Origin of the sequence: Pseudobacillus wudalianchiensis (genome assembly GCF_001685015.1) — a bacterium.
Taxonomy (GTDB): Bacteria; Bacillota; Bacilli; order Bacillales; family Domibacillaceae; genus Pseudobacillus; species Pseudobacillus wudalianchiensis.
This window is the reverse complement of sequence record NZ_MAYT01000029.1, coordinates 199,758-213,942: the sequence shown is the minus strand read 5'-3', so window position 1 is coordinate 213,942 and position 14,185 is coordinate 199,758. Positions and strand designations below refer to the sequence as shown.

The following is a 14,185-nucleotide window of genomic DNA, read 5'->3' as shown; positions in this document are numbered from 1 at the left end:
CTTTTGTCAGATTTTGAGCATTTCCTTTAAGGTGGACAACAGTAAATATTTTTTATCCTTTCTTCATATAAATAGGTTGCCGCTAGGAAAAGCTGAAGAAGGAGGGATTTCATGGTTATTGGTTTGTCCGTTATCTTGCTGCTTGTGCTGCTGTTGCCATTCTTCGTAAAACGGGTAGAGGAAAATTTAGAGATATTTTTATTTATTATGGGTTTTTTAGCCGCTGTTATCGGCAAAGTATTAGATAAGGAACTTCTTGAGAAGGCATTAGAGGATCCGCTTCACATTACAATCGCTGTTTTAGTCGCAAGTCTTTTATTTAAATGGTTTAGAAAGCCTTTAGAAAACGGGATTCTTAATATGAGCAGGATGATGCCATTTCGATTATTTATTGCGTTAGTCGTCATTCTTCTAGGACTTCTATCGAGTGTCATTACGGCGATTATTGCTGCATTAATTTTGGTGTTAATTGTTAGCGTGCTTAGTCTTGATCGTCCATCTGAAGTTCGGCTTGTTGTATTAGCTTGTTTTTCTATCGGGCTTGGCGCTTCCCTTACTCCAATTGGAGAACCGCTTTCCACGATTGCCGTCAGCAAGCTGGGAGAGGATTTCTTTTATCTCTTAAGACTAATCGGCCCCGAAGTACTAGCGGCTGTTGTGCTCTTTGGTGTGCTTTCCATGTTTTTCGTCCATCCACAGCAAGATCGGGAAGGACTGGAGAGTGATCAGGCAAGTGAAACCTACGAGGACATTGTCGTTCGCACAATTAAAATTTACTTATTTGTGATGGGACTCACATTGCTTGGCGCAGGCTTTGAGCCGTTCATTAATCAATACTTACTAGGTGTCCATACCGGTGTGCTGTATTGGATTAATATGATTTCAGCTGTTTTGGATAATGCCACTCTTGCCGCGGCGGAAATTAGTTCGTCGATGGGAAATTCAACTGTACAAGCCATCTTACTTGGGCTTTTAATTAGCGGTGGAATGCTTGTGCCTGGCAATATTCCCAATATCATTTCTGCTGGAAAACTTGGGATTACAAGCAAGGAGTGGGCAAGATTTGGCTTGCCTGTTGGCTTAGTTGTCATGGTCATTTTCTTTATTGTTCTTACGTTAACTTAATGCATAAAAACTTAAGAAATATCTATCGGCTTTCAGGCTGTTAAAAAACTCGCTTTTCCTCGAAAGACAGAAGTTTTCAATCAGCCTGAGAGCATTGAAAATAGATTTTGTTTACACTGTAAGTTTCCTTAACATTTTTCTCTCTATTGGGCAAAGTAATGGGTAACGAGTTGGGCGAGCGTTTGAAGCTGTTTTTCGTTTAAAAAATCGCGGCTGTCTTTTAAGGAAGACAGGGCACTTTCAATGAGAAACTTTCGAGGGTTTCTCGCATGAAGGAGTTCATCTTGAATAAATTCGAGCAATTCCGTACATCTCGGCTTTTCCTCATGACAGTTTAGCGATTTTTTTAAGTCCGTGATTGCCTGGCAAAGTTTTTGCTGAAACGTCTGGTTTGCTTTGTTACAATCCGGGAGCCAGCTGTCTAAAAGCTCAGGCTTAATTAGTTGATCTCCTGCCTCTGATACGTCCTCTACGATTTTGGCTGCTCGTTCTACACTATAACGGACCGCCTGGTGAATGCTCGTATTTGAATCATAAGCCAACGTATAATACCTAAGGTTATGATGCAAAATTCCGATGAACATAATGGCGCAATCCAGTAAATAAGGACGCTTGCTTTCGCCAAAAATGTCTATAAATCGTTCATACACCCAGCGGATCATGAGTAATTGGCCTTTTTTCATAAATTGCTTAAGGTCTGTGTCATTGGAAACGAGTACTTCTTCAAATAAAAAAATGAGCTTATGTGTTTTATTGGCTCTCATTTGCAGTTCAATTTGCTTAATGAAGATCTCTATATTAGAAGGGTCCTGGCCGATAAGCAGCTCATTCCGTTCCTTCTCAAGCTGCTTGTGAATAGTTCTGAAAAGAGCCATGAGCAATTCACTTTTAGAAGAGAAATAATTGTAAAATGTGCCTTTGGAAATTCCGCTGTAATCTAATATATCTTGAATGGAAGTAGCCTGAAATCCTTTTTCAACAAATAGCTGGTGAGCCATCTTAATCACATGCTGCTTTCTGTCGTTCATTTCATCACCTTTAAGTTTAGTTGGACTTACTGTACAACTTCTATAGTACATTAATTTTCAGACTAGTACAAACTTCATAAAGGAAGGGTATTTTTAAGTTGCGATATTTGGACTTGTGGTATATGATATCTTTTGTATGAAACGAAGGTACAAAATAATGAACTTAACGTCTATGGAGGGAACTGAATGGATTATTCAATGCAAAAGACCGATCGTCCACCGTATGGGATTCTGGCTGTGCTCATGATCGGCGCTTTTATCGCCTTTTTAAATAATACATTGCTAAATATCGCACTGCCTTCAATTATGAAGGACTTAGAGGTTGAAGCTTCGACGGTCCAGTGGCTAACAACAGGGTTTATGTTAGTAAACGGAATCTTAATTCCAACAACTGCCTTTTTAATTCAAAAATATTCTGTGCGCCGCTTGTTTTTAGTTGCGATGGGCTTGTTTACAATTGGAACAATTATTGCCGGAGTGGCTCATATATTTCCTGTTCTATTAGCAGCCCGGATGGTTCAGGCTTCTGGATCAGCCATCATGATGCCACTCTTGATGAATGTGATGCTTGTAAGCTTCCCTATCGAAAAGCGGGGAACCGCGATGGGGATATTTGGTTTGATTCTAATGGCTGCACCGGCGATTGGTCCCACTTTGTCAGGATGGATTATTGAACACTACGATTGGAGAATGCTGTTCCACTTTGTGACGCCGATTGCAGTTGTCGTTCTATTAATTGGCTTTTTCTTGCTCAAAGATAAGAAAGAAAGAGTGGATATCCATCTTGATTTATTTTCACTTCTCTTATCAAGCGTGGGCTTTGGCGGCCTATTATACGGATTTAGTTCTGCGGGAAGTAAAGGATGGGATAGTCCGCAAGTGTACGGCACCATCCTTGTTGGCGCTGTTTCGTTAACTGCATTTATTTTACGGCAGTTAAAGACAGAACGGCCAATGCTCAACTTTAGAATTTTTAAATATCCGATGTTTGCCTTATCATCGTCCATTACGATGGTCGTAAATATGGCACTGTTTTCTGGAATGCTGCTCATTCCTATTTATGTACAAACCATCCGCGGCATTTCTCCGCTTGATGCGGGGCTGATGATGCTGCCAGGCGCGCTTACGATGGCGCTTATGTCACCTATCACTGGAAGATTGTTTGATAAATTCGGCGGGCGTATTTTAGCAGTTACAGGATTGGCGATCACAACGATTACTACTTACTATTTCAGTAAGTTAGCCATCGATACAAGTTACACACATTTAGTTGTATTGAATGCGATTCGGATGTTTGGCATATCCATGGTGATGATGCCGGTGTCTACAAACGGTCTGAATCAGCTTCCAGCTCGCTTTTATCCACATGGAACGGCAATGAATAATACCTTGAATCAAGTAGCGGGCGCTATTGGTACGGCGTTGCTCGTGACCGTCATGACTACCCGCACAGAAACGCACGCTTCTGAACTGGCTGCAAATGCGATGAAGCATCCAACTGTTCAGCCATCAGACGCTGCCATTGCGGGGATGAAGCAGGAAATCGCTATGAAAGCGATGCTTGAAGGAATTAACGACGCTTTCTTCGTAGCGACTTTAATTGCGGCGGTTGCCCTTATTCTTGCTTTGTTTATTAAACGGTCAAAGCAGGCTGAGGATCCTTTAAAAGGAAGCCCGTCAGGCAAGAAGACTGGACAACAGTTGGCAGAAAATTAACAGGAGTTTTGGAATAGGAAGTTTTTACAGATAGCTGCTAAGCAGCTATTGTGCTTCATGAAAAACTATCTAATTTAAAAGAAAAGGGAGCGCTCTTAACATTTAGTTGCTTAAGAGAGCTCTCTTTTTTATTTATGCACTTCGTTAGCGGTCTTTTTACGAAATAAGGCGTAAACAGCTGCAACAATTCCGCCTGCCATGCCCGCAAGCAAGTCTGTCATCGTATCCTTATTGCTGTCGCTCTCTAAAAAACCCATAATCGTTCCAGCAAACTCTATGCTTTCCCAAATGACACTGGAAGAGATGGCAAACGATAAAACAAATATAAAAATGAGCCAGCTGGAAACCTTTTTTTCTACTGGCTCAGGGATGAATAGTTTATACAGTGTTATAGCAATAAAGGCCATAAAGACACTGCCGAAAAAGTGAAGCAGCGTATCCCACCAAGAAAATCGATCATAAAACCGAACAATGGCTCCTAAAAAGAACGTGCAGAACAGCAGAAGATAATAACTAATAATCAGCGGCAAACTAAACGGAATCCTTTTGCAGAATAAGAGTAGCAGAGGAAGCATGCCGGCCAAAATTCTGCTTATTGTATCTAGCCAGTTGAACGACTCTCCATTTGAATGCTTAATGAAGGCAGAAGCCGCTATTAAAATAACAAAGATTGCAGTTAAGATTAGGATTGCTTTCTTTTTCATACAATCGCCCCATTTTTTTGGAATTCTTATTAGTATGTCCTTTATAGAGAGATTTAGCCGTTGCTGTATGGGTGCTTATCGGATTTCTTATAAGGAAAATCTCTATCGTGAAGGTCTGTTTTCCTTAGCTTGAGAGAGAGTTTTTATTTAAGCTGTTTTTGCGGCTTTGATTACAACTTGTTTATCTGTGGAAAGATAAGAGTAAGTATAAGTTAAAAGGATAGAGGAGGATGAGATGGCTGCTAAAGTAGGAAACCAAGATAGTTATCCGAATCGCTATGCGTATTTATCAAAAAATTTGTGGTCGGGTTTTTTGTTTGGAGTAGGTTTTATTGCTTTTTTTGATGAAGCGGTCTTCCATCAGCTGCTTCATTGGCACCATTTTTATGATAAATCAACAACTAGTATGGGGTTGGTATCAGATGGACTGTTTCATGCATTTAGCTGGTTTGCGACTATCGGCGGTTTGTTTTTATTCGCTGATCTTCACCGCAGAAAAGCATTATGGCTTATGAGATGGTGGGGAGGCGTCTTGCTTGGAGCGGGGGGATTTCAGCTGTACGATGGGATTATCCAGCATAAAGTGATGAGGATCCACCAAATACGCTACGTGGAAAACGTCATCGTATATGATGCCATATGGAATGTTACCGCCGCAGCCATGATTATCATTGGTGCTATTCTGATTGTTCGCACGCAGCGCCATCGTGCACCGGAGGGAGAAAACCGGGCATGAGCAGCTATGCTGATATTTGCTATACAGGCGGCCAGTTATCTGGCGCCATACCTCAGGTGCTGCTTGCACTTCCATTTGGTTTAGTGTTATTTTTCTATTTTTTTGCCATCATACGATCTAATCGACACTATAAGAAGTGGCCGTTAGCCCGTACCGTCTTTTGGGTTGTGGGTGTGCTGCTTGCTGTTTTTTCTGTAGCAGGTCCTCTTGCAGAACGTGCCCACTTCGACTTTACGGCCCACATGATCGGTCACTTATTTCTTGGCATGGCCGCTCCGCTTTTTATGGCGCTCGCCGCCCCTATGACTCTTATCTTGCGGGTGCTCCCTATTCATCTAGCCAGGCATCTTACCCGTCTGTTAAAAAGTTTACCTGTCCGTTTTGTGAGTGATCCGATCGTGGCTTCCTTGCTTAATGTTGGCGGTTTATGGATTTTATATACAACCGGGTTATATACAGCAATGCATGAGTCTCTCCTTCTTCATTTATTTGTTCATGTTCATGTGTTTTTAGCTGGCTACGTATTCACCATATCGATGATTTATATTGATCCAATCCCTCGCCGAAAAGGCTTCTTATATCGATCAATTGTGCTAATTGTCGCTTTGGCCGGCCATGGAATCTTATCAAAGTATATTTATGCTCATCCTCCAGACGGTGTCTCTTTGGCACAGGCTGAAAAAGGGGGGATGATCATGTATTATGGCGGGGATGCGATTGACCTCGTGTTAATCTTTATTTTATGCATGCACTGGTACAAATCGACTCGGCCTCGGGAGTTAGCAGAGAAAAAAGTGTCAGGCACCATCCCATTAGCTGCAAGAAGGTGACATAAAAGCTCGTGAAAAGATGACTTTAATGTCATCTTTTCTATTAGCTGACGAATAAATTAGGTTTTTAACGTTCATGCTACGGGAAATAAAATAGATGATAAAGGAGCGAAAGTCTTTAAGGAGGAGAAAGGAGCGGACAGTGTGACAGAATTTTATCATTTATTAAAGTCTGGGAGCAAGTCGGCTTTATGGGCAACCGTCGTAAACACGATTGTCGCTCTTATTAAAACAGCTGCTTACCTTATTACAGGAAATGTAGCTATGTTTGCTGAAATGATGCATAGTTTTGGAGATGCAGCGAATCAGCTGTTTGTCTATATCGGTTCAGCGTTAAGCAAGAAAGCGCCAACAGAGAGGTTTCCAGGCGGATTTGGCCGGTTAGTCAATCTCGTTTTATTAGGCGCCGTGTTAGTTGTGGGGGTATTAGCGTATGAAACAATTATAGAAGGTTTTCATCATATTTCTGCTCCAACTCACTCAGAAAATTGGTTTTGGCTTAATATCGGGGTACTTGGAGCCGCTGCTGTATTAGAAGCAAGCGTTCTCGTTAAGGCGATGAAGGAAATTACCGAGCATTTACCAGCAGAAAAAGTGAAAGGATGGAAGATTGTTCCTGAAAGCTATAAGAATGTAAGAAACGCGAAGCCGGCTACAAAGCTCGTCTTTTTAGAAGATAATGTAGCTGTAGGTGGGGCGCTTCTTGCTTTAATCGCTATTTTGGTTGCTAGATACACCTCTTTCCACAGTGCTACGGGATATGCTTCTATTATTATTGGCTGTTTACTCATTTTAGTTGTCGGCCGAGTATTTTTAGATAATGCAGCAGGAGCGCTTGGCGTGGCAGATGTTAAGCTGCAGGCGAAAATTGGTGCCCATGTTCTTCAGCATCCTCAAGTAAAAGATATTCAGGATTTGGATGTGATTAAAGAAGGAGAGGATCTTCATGTTGAGCTTCGGCTAGAAGTAGATCCAGAAATGAAAATTAAAGTGGCAGATGATATTAGAGATCATATTGAAGCAAACATTAAGAAAAGTATAGCGAATGTAACAGACGTGATTATTGAGTTTGATGAAGATGACCGTATCCCAACATGGGCTGGTCCAGTAGAATAAGAGGAGTTTTAGTCGTTTGCAGAAGCTTATGAAAGTTAGGCTGACCACTTGACACCAAGCGTCTAATGAATTATTATATTAATATAAACTCAATATTCCTTTTTAAGGGGAGTAGCTTTTACAGCAAAGTCGTCATTACAGAGCAATCCGCTCTCGGCTTTGTTGGCAGCGATGGACGTTGTTAGCAAGACCTTACCAAACGGTAGAGGTCTTTTTTGTTGTTAGGGCCTGTACCGAGTGTGGTACAGGCCCTTTTTGTGTAGCTGCTTATGAGTTCTATTAACAAACTAATCTATAAAGTGAGGAGGGAGAACATGAAGAAAAAGCGTTTACCTTTTCATCAGCTAGTGAAAAAGAATAAGGAGGAACTGATGAAAGATAAGACTATTATTGAAGAAATTGAGAAGAAGCTAGAAGAAAAACATGCAGATAAATCAAAAGCAGTATAACTTATTTACAAAAAATATTGGAGGGTTTTACATGTTGAAAAAAATAATGGCATCGTTAATGGTTTTTAGTTTGTGTTTAGCACCTGTTGGGCATATTGTAGATCAAAACACGCAAGTAGCGAGTGCGAAGTCTTATAAATCAGGAAAAAGATCTTACAGTCCCCCTGCCAGCAACAATTCGTCGTTTTTTAAGAAAAACAAAGATCAGCAAGTTAATAAACAAAAATCAACAACGAATTATTCAAAGAAATCAGCCGTGACGAAATCGAATAAAGGTGGTTTTCTAAAAGGGTTATTTCTTGGTGGAGTCGCTGGTTTATTGTTCGGCAGTATGCTTGGACATTTAGGCATCTTTGGCTCCATGCTTGGATTTCTCATCAATATGCTGGTCTTAGTAGCGATCGTAGTCTTAATTAAAAAAATTGTTGTTTCCTTGTTCAGAAATAAACGGAGGGACTATGATTCATGGAACAGATAAAAATAACTGAGCAGGATATCATCAATGCTCTTTGTCTCTATATTTCCGATAAAAAGGACGTCTCTCCTTATGAAGTAGAAGTTGAATTGTTATTCGATGATGACTATGGCTTCTCTGCTGAATCTCATGTGTTAGGCCGAAAGCAAATCTTAACGACGGTTAATATGATTGAGGCGATTCGTTTTTGGCTTGATACTGAACTCAATGTCGATCCGTTTGCGGCAGGAATTGAGTTAGTGCTTGATGAAGATGAGGGAATTATTGCTTGGGTGAGATAACAAAACATCCCGCTGTTCATGGACAGCGGGATGTTTTGTTATTTTTTCATTCATTTTCTTTCCACTGTACAAAAGAATTACCGATAGCTAAATGCACAGCATTGCGGCCACTTTCTTTGGAAGAGTAAAGGGCTTGATCTGCTTCTTGCAAAAGCTCATCCATTGTATCAGCAGCCGTCCGCATTTCCGTTACTCCGAAACTGGCAGTGATTGCAAGCGGGCCTTTATCTGTCTGTAAAGGGGAAGCGGTGAGATGGGCACGAATCTTTTCCGCTCTTCTGCCAGCCTCATGAATAGCTGTATACGGTAAGCAAATAACAAATTCCTCTCCACCATAACGGCCGAAAACATCTGTTGGCTGCAGGTGCTTTTTACAGATCGATACGACGTGACAAATCGCCGAATCGCCGATACTGTGACCGTAGCGATCGTTGATTTTCTTAAAGTAATCAATGTCAAAAAGAAGAATAGACAACGGTTTCTCCTTTTCAATAGCTTGCTTCATGCATTCTTGGCTTTTCACGATAAAATAGGAGCGATTATAAATTTGGGTGAGTCCATCTGTATAAGCGAGTTTTTTTAACTGGTCTTCAAGTGTTTTCTGAGCGGTAATATCACTCAGAACGATAATATGGCCAATCATTATCTTCTTATCGTTGAACATGGGAGTGACACGCACATGATAGCATTTGTGAGTTTCTTTGTTTATCCACTCAAACTCTTGCTCTTCTTTTTGATTATCATATTGGTAGGGAATCGCCTGATTTTCTTCCCCCAAAATAGCTTCAATGTTTTTTCCAATACTTGAAGAATTCAGTTGTGAAAGAATGCTTTCAGCGGCTTGGTTATAATCGATGATTTGGTGAGCTGAGTTAATGACAACGACCCCATCTCGCATGCTTTCAAACACCCGGTCTCTTGCTATTGGGGCTAGAATAAGCAACTTAGAGGAAAAGATAGCCCAAAGATACAGGGCGGAAGTGAGACACATCACAACGGGTACAGGGTCCATCCCATGTGGTGAAAGCCCGATTAAATATAAAAAGGAAGCCATCATGGGGAGAATTAAACCTAATAATAAAGGTATAATTTGTTTCCAGTACACGTCTTTTGTCCGCTTCCAGTACCATAATAAAATACAAGCGCCAAGCAAAAGACAGCCAAACGTATAGCTGCCATGGATAATATACCAAGGACCAACGACAATATCGGCTAGCATTGCACCTTCCTCTGGGCGCAAATAAATGGAACGGTACAGCAGATGGTGGAAATCATTTGTGAAAGAGACAAGAGAAGTGAGAGTCGGAATAAGAAATAAAAGTAAAAGTGTTTTTCTTTTTACAAACACTTCTAATCCAGCATACTTCAAAATTAAAACGAGACAGGTTGGAGCAATAAAAGGCAATCCCACGTATTGAACCTTCAGCCAAAGTGTAATTTCCGTGAGATTCCTGCTTGCCAGTTCAAAAGCATGGCCGAATATGTAAATGGCGGAAAGACATGACATGAAAATAAAGATCGTACTGCTAGAGGATACGTCTCTTTTCGTGTAGGCATAGATGGCTAATAGAATAGATAAAACCCCTGACACAGAAACAATGACAACATAACGGAAGATTTCTAAATTCATCGCGCAGCTCCGAAGGTTAAATGAATGGTATTTTTTCAATAGACTCGGATATTATAACAAATTTTTTGTTTATTAAGATTGAAAAGTTTGAAAATAAATGTGTTTTTTATGAGTTATCTTGAATGAATATGTTACTATGGAACTAGATAAATGTAATAGAATGTATATTCAAAAGGCAAAAACCAATTTATTTAGCACGGATACCTAGAATAGCCATATTTATAGAGTATGTTTTGAACAAGTAGGAGTGTTGTCATTGAATGCTGTGATTCAATCAAGCCTTTCCAACATTGCGATTATTTTCTTTATGCATTTATGTATCACCATATTGCTCAATAATAGAGAAAAGCTTTCCCGATACTTTGCTATCGGGATTATTAGTGTTGTGTCTTTTGCTGTTATACTATTGTTTTATTTGCCGATTACGTATGGTGGGTATCATTTTGATTTGCGATTAGTTCCGCTTGTGTTTTTAACGGTTAAATGGGGCTGGAGATTTGCCCTTCCAGCTTTAGTCATAACAAGTGCATGGCGTCTGGGGATAGGCGGGCCTGGAGCTGTTCCTGGTGTGGTGTTCGGCATGGTGCTTCCGGTATTTTATTCTTTCTTATTCAATAAGGGAGAGCAGTCTAAGCTGGATTCGATTACCCTAGTTTATTTAGTAGTCGGCTCATGGCTGATTTCCGATTTGCCTATTATTATGATGGTGCCGGATGGATGGAATGTATTTAAAGACATTATGTTTTTTCGCTTTTCCTTTTTTATGTTAATAGCGTTTACTTTAAATTTCTTTATTAGCAGTGCAGAAAAAGAACTGGATATAAAAGAAAAGCTCCAATATTACGCCCGCCATGATCCGTTGACAGGGCTATATAACATCCGGTTCTTTGAAGAAAAAATAGCTTCTCATTCAGCATCAGATAAAAAAATGTATATCGCCATGGTCGACATTGATTTCTTTAAAGCGATCAATGATACGCATGGGCATGTAAACGGCGATAAAGTTTTAAAAGATGTGGCAGCCGTCATAAGTGAAGAGGCGGCGTGTTACCCTGAACAAAAGATGGTTGCCGGCCGGTACGGAGGAGAAGAATTTATTCTTTTTGCGATGGTGGATAAGAAGGAAGAGATGGAAAAAACGGTCGAATCGATTCGTGAGAAAGTAGAGAGAAGGACTTTCTATACCCAAAATAAGAAACACGAGATTACCTTAACTATTTCTATCGGGGTATGCAGTCTTCCGGTCTTTTCTATGCTGCATGAAGCGATCAACTTAGCAGATCATTCTCTTTACGAGTCGAAGAAAAATGGCCGGAACCAAATTCATTATACAGAATTAAAAGAGAGGCAGTAAAAGGAATAACAAAGAAATTCTTTCTGATGATGGCTGGAAGAAAGCAGACAGACGGACAATGCTAGATTGGCAATAAAGATGGTGCTATGATATTTCTGTGCTTATTATATGTACTGGAGGGTTTTGAATGTTGACGATTAAGGAAATTGCTGAAATGGCGAAGGTCTCAAGATCAACGGTTTCGCGTGTATTGAACGATTCAGGATATGTAAGTGAAGAAGCGCGGCGCCGTGTTCTAGCAGTTATTGAAGAGACAGGCTACATGCCTAGTCAGCATGCAAAGGCACTTCGGACAAAGAAAACGAAAGTTATTGGCGTTATTCTCCCAAAAATCAGCACGGAAACATCAGGGCGCGTCGTAAATGGAATAAACGAGGTACTTCAAGATCAAGGGTACCAAATTTTATTAACGGCAACGAATCTTGACTATCAAAAAGAGATCGAATACTTGCGTTTATTAAAGAGCAGGCAAGTGGATGGAATTATTTTAATAGCTACTACGGTCAATGCAGAATTGGTAGCAGAAATCCATCAGCTTAACAAGCCTTTTGTAGCCATCGGCCAGGACATTCCGAAAGCGTCAAGTGTCACATTTGACGATTATCATGCAGCGAAAGAAATGACGAATTATCTTATTCGTAAAGGATATAAGAATATTGCCTTCATCGGAGTAGACGAATCTGATCCAGCAGTGGGGATTCATCGTAAGCAGGGATTTATGTCGGCGATGCAAGATGCTAAACTTACGATTCACAAGGAATGGATGGGACAGGCAAACTTCACTATTCCATCTGGCTTTGAGGCGATGAAAAGGATTATCCGAAACTCTCCTGAGAACCTCCGTCCGGATGCGGTTTTTGCGGTGACGGATCGGATCGCGGTTGGGGCCATGCAATATTTAAAAAAAGCTGGCTTTACAGTTCCTCAAGAAATGGCTGTAGCGGGAATCGGTGCGGCTGATATTTCTAAGTACATTGATCCTGCATTAACGACGATAGACTTTGAGAATGAACGGGCAGGAAGAGAAGCAGCGGTGATACTTCTAGAAAAAATCGAAAGCCATAAAGAACAACAGAAAAAAGTTGTTTTAAATTATAGAGTCATAGAAGGAGATAGTGTATAATTGAGTGTGAAATCGATTTCACACTCTTTCAGGGATCCTCTCTTTGGTTTTAGATGACCTTGATAAAGGGGTATTTAATGGTGTTTACATTGCAACCGCTTTCATCGGGTGAAGTCAATTTTATTTTTTTAACTCTTGTGGTATCGATTCCACATAGAGATTAACTTTACTTAATTAGGGTATGAGTGACTAAAAAAGGGGTGTAAAAATATGGATGGAGACCGCCGCATTGCTGCTGAAATTATCGAGGCCGTTGGTGGAAAGGAAAATATTGTGTCGGCTGCTCATTGTGCCACGCGCTTAAGAATCATGGTAAAAGACAAAGAGCAAATTGACCAGAGCAAAGTGGAACATATTGAAAAAGTCAAAGGAGCCTTTTTTAATTCTGGCCAATACCAAGTGATCCTCGGAACGGGAACAGTGAACAAAATTTATGAAGAGGTGATCAAACTAGGCGTTGAGAGCTCTTCAAAGGGAGAGCAGACAAAAGAAGCGGCTAAGAGCGGCAGTGTTTTCCAAAGAGCTATTCGTTCATTTGGCGACGTATTCGTTCCCATTATTCCAGCTCTTGTAGCAACAGGCTTATTTATGGGGGTTCGTGGGTTAGTCATGCAGGAAAAAATACTTTCCCTGTTTGGAATCACTCCCGATCATGTTCCAGATAACTTTATTTTATTTACACAAGTATTAACAGATACAGCTTTTATTTTCCTGCCGGCTCTCGTTGCCTGGTCTACATTCAGGGTATTTGGCGGTTCGCCGATTATTGGGTTAGTTTTAGGCTTAATGCTCGTCAGTCCCTCCTTGCCGAATGCTTGGGAAGTGGCCGGCGGACAGGCAGAGGTGATTAAGTTCTTTGGATTTATTCCTGTTGTCGGCTATCAAGGCTCTGTGCTGCCGGCTTTTATAGCGGGAATTGTTGGGGCAAAGCTTGAGCAGCAAATTCGAAAACGTGTCCCCGATACGTTTGATTTAATCGTTACCCCCTTTTTAACGTTACTTGTCATGATCTTTTTAGCCTTGTTCATCATTGGCCCTATTTTCCATAGTGTCGAGGAAGTGATGCTGCATGCAACAGTAGCTGTTTTAGAATGGCCATTTGGAATTAGCGGGTTCATTATTGGTTTCCTCAATCAAATGATTGTTATTACAGGAGTCCATCACGTCTTTAACTTATTAGAAATTCAACTGCTCGAAAAGTTTGGAAATAATCCGTACAACGCTATCGTCACCTGTTCGGTCGCTGCACAAGGCGGAGCCGCTTTAGCGGTTGGATTAAAAACAAAGTCTAAGAAATTAAAGGCATTAGCCCTTCCATCGTCTTTATCTGCTTTGTTAGGAATTACAGAACCGGCCATTTTCGGGGTTAACTTGCGCTATTTCAAACCATTTGTAATGGGATTGATCGGCGGCGGTGTAGGTGGATTTTTTGCCTCGATCTTTGGATTAAAAGGAACGGGGATGGCTATTACAGTTATTCCAGGAACGCTCCTATACTTGAATGGGCAAATCGTTCTTTATTTGCTCGTTAACCTCATCGCCATTGCCGTTGCGTTTATTTTAACTTGGTTGTTTGGTTTTCATGATAAAATGCTAAAAAACCAAGAATGATTGCGGC

General features: G+C 40.7%; 14 protein-coding genes. 11 read left to right on the top strand and 3 right to left on the bottom strand.

The genetic code is table 11. The features are described 5' to 3' along the window. Positions 1–111 precede the first annotated feature (111 nt). The gene (locus tag A8F95_RS17870; RefSeq protein WP_065411764.1) at positions 112–1,125 is read left to right on the top strand and encodes a DUF1646 family protein; all 1,014 of its coding nucleotides are present in this window, start codon (positions 112–114) and stop codon (positions 1,123–1,125) included. A 143-nt stretch (positions 1,126–1,268) separates the two neighbouring features. On the opposite strand, the gene A8F95_RS17865 is transcribed toward A8F95_RS17870, so the two are convergent. Continuing rightward, positions 1,269–2,153: a TetR/AcrR family transcriptional regulator gene (locus A8F95_RS17865; RefSeq protein WP_065411763.1), complete on the bottom strand. Its 885-nt coding sequence runs from the start codon at positions 2,151–2,153 to the stop codon at positions 1,269–1,271. A gap of 186 nt (positions 2,154–2,339) precedes the next feature. On the opposite strand from A8F95_RS17865, the gene A8F95_RS17860 reads away from it, so the two are divergent. Beyond that, positions 2,340–3,869 carry a DHA2 family efflux MFS transporter permease subunit gene (locus A8F95_RS17860; protein WP_065411762.1) on the top strand — a complete coding sequence of 510 codons (1,530 nt, stop codon included), beginning with the start codon at positions 2,340–2,342 and terminating at the stop codon, positions 3,867–3,869. 128 nt (positions 3,870–3,997) lie between these two features. On the opposite strand, the gene A8F95_RS17855 is transcribed toward A8F95_RS17860, so the two are convergent. Then, on the bottom strand, positions 3,998–4,573 hold the full coding sequence (locus A8F95_RS17855) for a DUF2238 domain-containing protein (RefSeq protein WP_065411761.1): 576 nt from the start codon (positions 4,571–4,573) through the stop codon (positions 3,998–4,000). 235 nt (positions 4,574–4,808) lie between these two features. On the opposite strand from A8F95_RS17855, the gene A8F95_RS17850 reads away from it, so the two are divergent. From A8F95_RS17850 to A8F95_RS17830, 6 genes are all read left to right on the top strand, one after another. Beyond that, on the top strand, positions 4,809–5,309 hold the full coding sequence (locus tag A8F95_RS17850; protein ID WP_065411760.1) for a DUF2243 domain-containing protein: 501 nt from the start codon (positions 4,809–4,811) through the stop codon (positions 5,307–5,309). Then, positions 5,306–6,139, top strand: coding sequence for a cytochrome c oxidase assembly protein (locus A8F95_RS17845; protein WP_065411759.1), 834 nt, complete (start codon positions 5,306–5,308; stop codon positions 6,137–6,139). Before A8F95_RS17850 ends, A8F95_RS17845 begins: the two co-directional genes overlap by 4 nt. Before the next feature lie 144 nt (positions 6,140–6,283). Continuing rightward, on the top strand, positions 6,284–7,255 hold the full coding sequence (locus A8F95_RS17840) for a cation diffusion facilitator family transporter (RefSeq protein WP_065411758.1): 972 nt from the start codon (positions 6,284–6,286) through the stop codon (positions 7,253–7,255). A gap of 314 nt (positions 7,256–7,569) precedes the next feature. Further along, entirely contained in the window at positions 7,570–7,704 is a 135-nt protein-coding gene (locus A8F95_RS21785) for an FbpB family small basic protein (protein WP_077247425.1), read from the top strand. 31 nt (positions 7,705–7,735) lie between these two features. After that, a complete protein-coding gene (locus A8F95_RS17835) occupies positions 7,736–8,182 on the top strand; it encodes a hypothetical protein (RefSeq protein ID WP_065411757.1) in 447 nt (148 codons plus the stop codon). Then, the gene (locus A8F95_RS17830; protein ID WP_049660115.1) at positions 8,170–8,460 is read left to right on the top strand and encodes a YxcD family protein; all 291 of its coding nucleotides are present in this window, start codon (positions 8,170–8,172) and stop codon (positions 8,458–8,460) included. The genes A8F95_RS17835 and A8F95_RS17830 overlap by 13 nt, the downstream gene beginning before the upstream one ends. A 46-nt stretch (positions 8,461–8,506) precedes the next feature. Here the strand turns inward: A8F95_RS17830 and A8F95_RS17825 are convergent, their stop codons facing one another. Further along, complete coding sequence (locus A8F95_RS17825) at positions 8,507–10,090, bottom strand: histidine kinase N-terminal 7TM domain-containing diguanylate cyclase (protein ID WP_065411756.1); 1,584 nt, start codon at positions 10,088–10,090, stop codon at positions 8,507–8,509. Positions 10,091–10,355: 265 nt separating this feature from the next. Between A8F95_RS17825 and A8F95_RS17820 the strand changes: the two genes are divergently transcribed. The 3 genes from A8F95_RS17820 (at position 10,356) to A8F95_RS17810 (ending at position 14,178) form a co-directional block, all read left to right on the top strand. Continuing rightward, positions 10,356–11,444, top strand: a complete 1,089-nt coding sequence (locus A8F95_RS17820) for a GGDEF domain-containing protein (protein WP_245671432.1) — start codon at positions 10,356–10,358, stop codon at positions 11,442–11,444. 127 nt (positions 11,445–11,571) lie between these two features. Continuing rightward, a complete protein-coding gene (locus A8F95_RS17815) occupies positions 11,572–12,567 on the top strand; it encodes a LacI family DNA-binding transcriptional regulator (RefSeq protein ID WP_065411754.1) in 996 nt (331 codons plus the stop codon). Positions 12,568–12,777: 210 nt separating this feature from the next. Continuing rightward, positions 12,778–14,178 carry a sucrose-specific PTS transporter subunit IIBC gene (locus tag A8F95_RS17810; RefSeq protein WP_065411753.1) on the top strand — a complete coding sequence of 467 codons (1,401 nt, stop codon included), beginning with the start codon at positions 12,778–12,780 and terminating at the stop codon, positions 14,176–14,178. The last annotated feature ends 7 nt before the right edge of the window (positions 14,179–14,185 follow it).

What these genes read in the sequence shown, in the direction of transcription:
- A8F95_RS21785 (WP_077247425.1), top strand. Translation starts at nt 7,570, where the DNA reads ATGAAGAAAAAGCGTTTACCTTTTCATCAGCTAGTGAAAAAGAATAAG.
- A8F95_RS17810 (WP_065411753.1), top strand. Translation starts at nt 12,778, where the DNA reads ATGGATGGAGACCGCCGCATTGCTGCTGAAATTATCGAGGCCGTTGGT.
- A8F95_RS17825 (WP_065411756.1), bottom strand. Translation starts at nt 10,090, where the DNA reads ATGAATTTAGAAATCTTCCGTTATGTTGTCATTGTTTCTGTGTCAGGG.
- A8F95_RS17860 (WP_065411762.1), top strand. Translation starts at nt 2,340, where the DNA reads ATGGATTATTCAATGCAAAAGACCGATCGTCCACCGTATGGGATTCTG.
- A8F95_RS17850 (WP_065411760.1), top strand. Translation starts at nt 4,809, where the DNA reads ATGGCTGCTAAAGTAGGAAACCAAGATAGTTATCCGAATCGCTATGCG.
- A8F95_RS17830 (WP_049660115.1), top strand. Translation starts at nt 8,170, where the DNA reads ATGGAACAGATAAAAATAACTGAGCAGGATATCATCAATGCTCTTTGT.
- A8F95_RS17870 (WP_065411764.1), top strand. Translation starts at nt 112, where the DNA reads ATGGTTATTGGTTTGTCCGTTATCTTGCTGCTTGTGCTGCTGTTGCCA.
- A8F95_RS17865 (WP_065411763.1), bottom strand. Translation starts at nt 2,153, where the DNA reads ATGAACGACAGAAAGCAGCATGTGATTAAGATGGCTCACCAGCTATTT.
- A8F95_RS17815 (WP_065411754.1), top strand. Translation starts at nt 11,572, where the DNA reads ATGTTGACGATTAAGGAAATTGCTGAAATGGCGAAGGTCTCAAGATCA.
- A8F95_RS17845 (WP_065411759.1), top strand. Translation starts at nt 5,306, where the DNA reads ATGAGCAGCTATGCTGATATTTGCTATACAGGCGGCCAGTTATCTGGC.
- A8F95_RS17835 (WP_065411757.1), top strand. Translation starts at nt 7,736, where the DNA reads ATGTTGAAAAAAATAATGGCATCGTTAATGGTTTTTAGTTTGTGTTTA.
- A8F95_RS17855 (WP_065411761.1), bottom strand. Translation starts at nt 4,573, where the DNA reads ATGAAAAAGAAAGCAATCCTAATCTTAACTGCAATCTTTGTTATTTTA.